The sequence below is a fragment of the Georgenia sp. Z2081 genome, from assembly GCF_055326445.1.
This window is the reverse complement of sequence record NZ_JBUZNK010000012.1, coordinates 103,583-111,401: the sequence shown is the minus strand read 5'-3', so window position 1 is coordinate 111,401 and position 7,819 is coordinate 103,583. Positions and strand designations below refer to the sequence as shown.

Annotated in this window: 6 protein-coding genes; all 6 read left to right on the top strand. The window is 71.4% G+C overall.

The genetic code is table 11. The features are described from left to right. Nucleotides 1-1,205: FGGY-family carbohydrate kinase (locus ACZLKG_RS14570; RefSeq protein ID WP_463649109.1), on the top strand; the 1,205-nt coding region annotated here is incomplete at its 5' end. 44 nt (nucleotides 1,206-1,249) lie between these two features. Continuing rightward, nucleotides 1,250-2,617 (top strand): sn-glycerol-1-phosphate dehydrogenase, encoded by a 1,368-nt coding sequence (locus ACZLKG_RS14565; RefSeq protein ID WP_463648201.1) that lies wholly within the window; start codon nucleotides 1,250-1,252, stop codon nucleotides 2,615-2,617. Between the two features lie 103 nt (nucleotides 2,618-2,720). Next, nucleotides 2,721-4,406, top strand: a complete 1,686-nt coding sequence (locus ACZLKG_RS14560) for a ribulokinase (RefSeq protein ID WP_463648220.1) — start codon at nucleotides 2,721-2,723, stop codon at nucleotides 4,404-4,406. 41 nt (nucleotides 4,407-4,447) lie between these two features. After that, a complete protein-coding gene (locus ACZLKG_RS14555; RefSeq protein WP_463648221.1) occupies nucleotides 4,448-5,152 on the top strand; it encodes an L-ribulose-5-phosphate 4-epimerase in 705 nt (234 codons plus the stop codon). A gap of 32 nt (nucleotides 5,153-5,184) precedes the next feature. Beyond that, the gene (locus ACZLKG_RS14550) at nucleotides 5,185-6,249 is read left to right on the top strand and encodes an NAD(P)H-dependent glycerol-3-phosphate dehydrogenase (protein WP_425709017.1); all 1,065 of its coding nucleotides are present in this window, start codon (nucleotides 5,185-5,187) and stop codon (nucleotides 6,247-6,249) included. Then, nucleotides 6,246-7,757 carry a xylulokinase gene (locus ACZLKG_RS14545; protein ID WP_425709016.1) on the top strand — a complete coding sequence of 504 codons (1,512 nt, stop codon included), beginning with the start codon at nucleotides 6,246-6,248 and terminating at the stop codon, nucleotides 7,755-7,757. Before ACZLKG_RS14550 ends, ACZLKG_RS14545 begins: the two co-directional genes overlap by 4 nt. The last annotated feature ends 62 nt before the right edge of the window (nucleotides 7,758-7,819 follow it).

Sequence of the window (7,819 nt, the reverse complement as noted above, 5' to 3'; positions counted from 1 at the left end):
GGCACCCCTCGCCGGCCACGCGGTACACCGGTGACGGCACGCTCCCGCCGACCGCCGAGTGGTACCCGTTCAAGGCGGCCTGGCTCAAGGAGAACGAGCCCGACACGTACGACGCCGCGTACCGTCTCATCGACGCGCCCGACTGGTTGACCTACCAGCTCACGGGCCAGTGGACCCTCAACATCAACACGGCCGCGCACCGGTCCTACTACGACCGCGACAACGGCGGCTGGCCGGTGGACCTCTACGAGGCGGCCGGCGCCGGCGACGTGTTCGACAAGCTCCCCGAGACCGTCAACGACCTGGGCGTGGCAGTCGGCGGCCTCACCTCCCACGCCGCCGAGGAGCTCGGGCTGACGCCGGGGACGCCCGTCGCGCAGGGCGGCGGCGACGCCTGGCACGGCCAGATCGGCCTGGGCGTCCTCAGCCCCGGCAAGATGACCCTCGTGACGGGCTCCAGCCACGTGATGTCCGGCCAGAGCGCCGAGCCGATCTCGGGACCGGGGTTCTTCGGCGGGTACGTCGACGGCGTGGTCCCCGGCCAGTACACGGTCGAGACCTCGCTGACGTCCTCCGGCTCCGTCCTCAAGTGGTTCCGGGACGAGTTCTGCCAGGACATCGTCGACGCCGCCGAGCGCACCGGCCTCAACCCCTACGACGTGCTCAACGCCCAGGCGCGCGACATCCCGCCCGGGTCCGACGGCGTGATCTTCACCGAGTACTTCCAGGGCAACCGCACGCCGTACTCCGACTCCAAGGCGCGCGGCACCGTCTCCGGCCTGTCGCTCTCCCACACCCGGGCACACCTGTACAAGGCCGTCCAGGAGTCGGTCGCCTACGGCGTCGAGCTCAACATGCGGGGGCTGCGCGAGGGCGGCCTCGAGGTCGAGGAGTTCGTCGCCGCCGGCGGCGCGCTCAAGTCCGGGGACTGGATCCAGATGCACGCCGACGTCACCGGCGTGCCGATCACGCTCACCGAGGTCGGCGACGCCGTCACCCTCGGTTCCTGCATCCTCGCCGCGACCGGCGCAGGCCTGCACCCCTCGGTCCAGGAGGCCGCCGAGGCGATGGTGCACACGCGCGCGCGGCTCGAGCCGAACAAGGCCCGCCACGAGGAGTACTCCTTCTACGTCGACCAGTACGCGAAGCAGTACCCGGCGCTGCAGGGGCTCATCCACGACACCGTCGACCACGTCGCCGGCTGAACCGCCGCGCACCACCAAGCCCACGCCGAGAAGGAGAAGCTGTCATGACCGAGGACCTGATCGCCACCGCACTGAGCACCGCCACCGACACCAAGGCGATCGTCCACGGACGAGGGGTGGTGGACCGGACCGGGGACGTGTTCGCCGAGCAGTTCCCGGGCCGGCGCGGCATCGTGGTGGCCGACGGCAACACGTGGGACCTCGCCGGGGAGGCGGTGACGGCGTCGCTGCGCGCCGCCGGTATCGACCTCGACGAGCCCTACGTGTTCCCGGGCGTCCCGACCCTGTACGCGGGCTACGAGAACGTCGAGCTGATCCGTGAGCACCTGCGGGGCACCGACGCGGTCGCCTGCTCGATCGGCGCGGGCACGCTCAACGACATCGTCAAGCTCGCCTCGGGCGAGCTCGAGCGCCCCTACATGAACGTCTGCACGGCCGCCTCGATGGACGGCTACGCGGCGTTCGGCTCGTCCATCACCAAGGACGGCTTCAAGATCACCCGCAACTGCCCGGCACCGACGGCCCTGGTCGCCGACCTCGACCTCATGGCGACGGCCCCGCAGCGCCTCACCGCCACCGGGTTCGGCGACCTCGTCGAGAAGGTCCCCGCCGGCGCCGACTGGATCATCTCCGACATCCTCGGGGTCGAGCCCGTCGACGAGTACGTGTGGGGCCTGGTCCAGGGCCCGCTGCGCGAGTCCCTCTCGCGTCCCGCCGACCTGGCCACCTCCGACCCCGACGCGCTCGCCGGCCTCGCCGAGGGCCTGCTGATGTCCGGCCTGGCGATGCAGGCCCACCAGAGCTCGCGGCCGGCCTCCGGCGCGGGCCACCAGTTCTCCCACACCTGGGAGATGGAGGGGCACGGCCTGGACTGGGAGCCGCCCCTCTCGCACGGGTTCAAGGTCGGCCTCGGCACGGTGGCCATCTGCGCCCTGTTCGAGGTGGCGCTCACCAAGGACGTTCCCGGCATCAACATCGACGCCCTGGTCACCGCCTGGCCCTCGCGCGAGGAGATGGAGGCCCGGGTGCGCGCCATGCACACGGCGGAGCGCGCCGCGCCGCTCGTCGAGCCGGCCGTGGAGCAGACGCTGAAGAAGTACCTCGAGCCCGAGGAGCTGCGCGCGCGGCTCGAGCTCGTCGTCGAGCAGTGGCCGACCATCGTCAGCCGCTGCCGCGAGCAGCTCGTCCCGGCCGCCGATGCCCGCGAGATGCTCCGGGCCGTCGGGGCGGTCTACCACCCGGAGCAGATCGACATCGACATGGAGCGGTTCCGGCTCACCTACTACCGCGCGCAGACGATCCGCTCGCGCTACACGATCCTCGACCTCCTGCTCGAGGTCGGCCTGCTCGAGGAGTGCGTCGAGGAGCTCTTCGGGCCGGACGGCTACTGGGCCCGGGACGACGCACGCTGAACGGTCGGGGGCCCGGACCGGCGGGAGCCGGGCCCCGCCGACCGCGCTCGTCCGCTCCCGCCACCCACGTCGGCGTCATCCTGAGCGCCGGGAGGAAGGCATCATCGTGACCAAGGACAGCAAGTTCGTCATCGGTATCGACTTCGGCACGCTCTCCGGACGCGCGAGCATCATCCGGGTCAGCGACGGCCTCGAGAAGGGCTCCTCGATCATCGTCGACTACCCGCACGCGGTCATGGACCGCACGCTCGACGCCGCGGACGGTTCGAAGCTCCCGCCCGAGTTCGCGCTGCAGGACCCGGACGACTACATCCACGTGCTCAGGAAGGCCGTGCCCGCGGCCATGAACGACGCCGACATCACGCCCGACCAGGTCGTCGGGGTGGGCATCGACTTCACCTCCGCGACCGTCGTCGCCGCCAAGGAGGACGGCACCCCGCTGTGCACGCTCGAGGAGTTCCGCAACCGGCCCCACGCCTGGGTCAAGCTGTGGAAGCACCACGGCGGCCAGGAGCAGGCCACGCGCATCGTCGAGGTGGCCAAGGAGCGCGGCGAGACCTGGCTCGGACGCTACGGGAACACCATCTCCTCCGAGCTGCTCCTGCCCAAGGTCCTGGAGACCCTCGAGGAGGACCCGGAGGTCTACGCGGCCACCGACGTCTTCGTCAACGCCCTGGACTGGATCGTCTGGAGGATGACCGGCACGCTCGTCCAGTCCGCCGGCGACTCCGGCTACAAGCGCATGTACCAGGACGGGCAGTACCCCTCGCGCGAGTACCTCGAGGCGCTCAACCCCGACTTCGGCGGTGTCTTCGAGGAGAAGATGTCCGCGCCCGTCGCGCCGCTGGCGTCGAAGGCCGGCGAGCTGAACGAGGAGTTCGCGAAGCTCATGGGCCTCGACGCCGGGACCGCGGTCGCGGTCGGCAACATCGACGCCCACGTCACCGCCGCCGCGGTCAAGGCCGTCGAGGCCGGCCAGCTCACCGCGATCCTCGGCACCTCCGCCGTATACGTCGTCTCTGGACCGGAGCTCGTCGAGGTGCCCGGCATGTTCGGCGTCGTCGACGGCGGCATCGTCGACGGCCTGTGGGGCTTCGAGGGCGGCCAGTCCGCCGTCGGCGACATCTTCGGCTGGTTCGTCGACCACAGCGTCCCGCCCGAGTACCACGAGGCCGCGAAGAAGGCGAAGAAGTCGGTCCACGACTACCTCACCGACCTCGGGGCGAAGCAGGAGATCGGCGAGCACGGTCTGGTCGCCCTTGACTGGCACGGCGGCAACAGGTCGGTGCTCGTGGACACGGACCTGTCCGGCCTGATGATCGGCACCACGCTGACCACGCGCCCGGAGGACCAGTACCGCGCGCTGCTCGAGTCGACGGCGTTCGGCGCCCGCATGATCGTCGACACCTTCAAGGAGCACGGCGTCGAGCTCACCGAATTCGTCGCCGCCGGCGGCCTGCTGAAGAACAAGTTCCTCATGCAGCTGTTCTCCGACGTCACCCGCCTGCCGATCTCGGTCGCGACGGCGGCGCACGCCGGGGCACTCGGCTCGGCGGTCCACGCGGCCGTCGCGGCCGGTGAGTACGGCACCATCCAGGAGGCCTCGGAGGCCATGGGCGGCAAGGTCCGCAACGCCTACCTGCCCAGCGAGGCGCGCGCGAAGCTCTACGACGAGCTCTACGCCGAGTACGTCACCCTGCACGACTACTTCGGCCGGGGCGGCAACGAGCTCATGCACCGGCTCAAGGCGATCCGCGCCCGGGCGGCCGCCCGGGGCGCCACGAGGTGACCGTGGCGGACGTCGACACCCCGCGCGGGGAGGTCCCCGCCCTGGCGGACCTCCCGGCCGAGGTGCGCGACGACGTCGCCCGGGCGCGCGCGGAGGTCGCTGCCCTGCACGCCGAGCTGCCCCGTTGGGGGCTCGTCGTGTGGACCGCGGGCAACGTCTCGGCACGTGTGGCCGTCGAGGGGGGCGAGGACCTCATGGTCATCAAACCCTCCGGCGTCAGCTACGACGAGCTCGCTCCGGAGCTCATGGTCGTCACCGACCTGTGGGGCCGGGCGCTGAGCGAGCCGGACGCGTCCCGAGTGCTCAGCCCGTCGTCGGACACGGCCGCGCACGCCTACGTCTACCGGCACATGCCCGACGTCGGGGGAGTGGTGCACACGCACTCGACCTACGCCGTCGCGTGGGCCGCCCGGGGAGAGGCCGTGCCCTGCGCGCTCACGATGATGGCGGACGAGTTCGGCGGGGAGATCCCCGTCGGGCCGTTCGCGATCATCGGCGACGACTCGATCGGTCGCGGCATCGTCGAGACCCTGCGCGACCACCGCTCGCCGGCCGTGCTCATGCAGAACCACGGTCCGTTCACCATCGGGAAGGACGCACGGGCGGCCGTCAAGGCGGCCGTCATGTGCGAGGAGGTGGCGCGCACCGTCCACGTGTCGCGCCAGCTCGGTGAGCCCGTGCCCGTGCCCGACGACGCCGTCACGCGCCTCTACGAGCGCTACCAGGGCGTCTACGGTCAGAACTGAGAACCCCACCACCCGCGCGAAGGAGCACCCACATGACCACCGTCGTCGTCCTCGGGTCCGGCATCATGGCCACGGCGCTGACCTACCCGCTGCGCCAGAACGGCCACGAGGTCCGTCTCGTCGGCACGCACCTGGACCGGGACATCATCGAGTCGATCCGGACCACGGGCCGGCACCCCGACCTCGACCTCGTCGTCGAGGAGGGGATCGCCGCCTACCAGCTGGAGGAGGCCGAGCAGGCCTTCGACGGCGCGGACGTGGTGATGTCGGGGGTGAACTCCTTCGGCGTCGACTGGGTGGGTGAGCAGCTGGCCCGGCTCCTGCGGCCCGGCCAGACCGTCCTGTCGGTCACCAAGGGCATGCTCGCCGACGACGACGGCAACCTGGAGATGATCCCCGACGCCCTCAAGCGGATCGTCGGCGAGGAGCTCGCCGGCCAGGTGGACTGGGCCGCGATCGTCGGCCCGTCGATCGCCGGCGAGCTGGCGGTCGGCCACGACACCGCCGTCGTGTTCTGCGGCGACAAGGAGGACGTCGTCGAGCGCCTGGCGGACATGTTCCGCACGGACTACTACCACGTGTGGACGTCGACCGACTTCCTCGGTGCCGAGATCGGCGCCGCCACGAAGAACATCTACGCGTTCGCCGCCGGGTTCGGCGAGGGCCTCCAGCGGGCCGAGGGCGACGACGCGAACGACCGCTACCGCCGCCTCAACCTCACGGCGGCGATCTTCGCCCAGGGCGCCCAGGAGATGCACCGGTTCTACGAGATCCTCGGCGGCGACCCGAAGATGGTGTGGGGGCTGCCCGGCGTGGGCGACATGCACGTGACCTCGGCCGGGGGGCGCAACGTCAAGGCCGGCACCTATGTCGGCTCCGGCGTCCCGTTCTCCGAGGTGCGCGACTCCCTGATGAAGGGCGTCACCCTCGAGGGCGTCAACGCCATCCGCGTGGTCGGCGCGGCGATCGAGAAGCAGATCGATCGGGGCGTCCTCGAGGCGCACGAGTTCCCGCTGCTGCGCCACCTCCACGGGATCATCGCCCGCGACGAGCCGATCTCGCTGCCCTGGGACGAGTTCTTCGGGGGCCGGTCATGACCGACGACCCGCTGGTCATCGCCATCGACTCCTCGACGTCGGCCACCAAGGCCGTGGTGGTGGACCCCAGCGGCACCACCGTCAGCGAGGGCCGGGCCGACATCGACCTGCTCCAGCCCAGGATGAACCACTACGAGCACGACGCGCGGCAGTGGTGGTTCTCCACCGACGCGGCGGTCGGCAAGGCCGTCGGCGGGCTGAGCGCCGATCAGAAGGCACGCGTCGCGGCCGTCGCGATCACTCACCAGCGCGAGAGCTTCGTGCCGGTGGACGCGTCCGGCCGTCCGATCCGCAACGCCGTGCTGTGGCTCGACTCGCGCGCCGCCAAGCAGATCCGCGAGCACGGCTCGGACGAGATCCACCGGCTCTCCGGCAAACCCGGCGACACGACGCCCGCGCTGTACAAGATGATCTGGCTCAAGGAGAACGAGCCGGAGATCTTTCAGCGCGCGGCGAAGGTCGTCGACGTACACGCCTACCTCGTCCATGCGATGACCGGACGGTGGGTCTCCTCCCACGCGTCGGCCGACACGCTCGCGCTGTTCGACATCGAGGCGCTCGACTACTCCGAGCAGCTGCTCGAGCTCGCCGGCGTCACGCGCGAGCAGATGGCCGAGCTGGCCGCGCCGGGCGAGGTGGTCGGCGAGCTGGACCTCGAGGTCGCCCAGCACTGGGGGCTCAAGCACACCGTGCCGGTGATCTCCGGTCTCGGCGACGGGCAGGGCTCCGGCCTGGGCACCGCCGCGATCGAGCCCGAGGTCGCGTACATCAACATCGGCACGTCGATCGTCGCGGGGGTGCACTCCGCGGACTACCGCTACGGGCGCGAGTACCGCACCCTTGCCGCCGGGCTCGCCGGGCAGTACGTCCTGGAGATCGTGCAGAACTCCGGCTCGGTGCTCGCGAACTGGTTCCGCTCCGAGCTCGGTCGGCCCGAGCTCGACGGCCGGCCGGACCCCGAGCTGGAGGCGGCGGCCGCCAAGGTCCCGATCGGCGCCGAGGGCCTGCTCACGCTCCCGTACTGGAACGCCGTGCAGTCGCCGTGGTGGAACCCCGTGGCGAGCGGGGCGATGGTCGGGTTCGGCGGCAGCCACACGCGCGCCCACATGTATCGCTCGATCCTCGAGGGGACGGCCTACGAGCTGCGGCAGAACCTCGCCGGCATGCAGCGGGGGACCGGGACGCGGCTCACCGAGCTGCGGGCCACGGGCGGCGGGTCGCGCTCGGACCTGTGGACGCAGATCCTCGCGGACACCGTCGGGCTGCCGATCGTCGCCTCCGGCGTCGACGAGGTCTCCGCCCAGGGCGCCGCCGTGCTCGCGATGGCCCACACGGGGGTCCACGGCGACGTCGCGGCCACCGCCCGAGCCATGGCCAGGACCGGCCACGTCACCGAGCCCGACGAGCGTCGCGGCGAGGAGTACGCGCGCTGGGGCGACGCCCAGGCCACGCTCTACGAGCACCTCGAGCCGGTCTACGAGCGGCTCTGGGAGCTGGGGGGCGAGTGAACGGACGCGGGCCGGGGCAGGAGTGTCCCGGCCCGCGGCTTCGGCCTCCACGGGCCCACCCG

Coding starts and splice junctions, on each gene's coding strand:
- ACZLKG_RS14565 (WP_463648201.1), top strand. CDS start 1,250: ATGACCGAGGACCTGATCGCCACCGCACTGAGCACCGCCACCGACACC.
- ACZLKG_RS14550 (WP_425709017.1), top strand. CDS start 5,185: ATGACCACCGTCGTCGTCCTCGGGTCCGGCATCATGGCCACGGCGCTG.
- ACZLKG_RS14545 (WP_425709016.1), top strand. CDS start 6,246: ATGACCGACGACCCGCTGGTCATCGCCATCGACTCCTCGACGTCGGCC.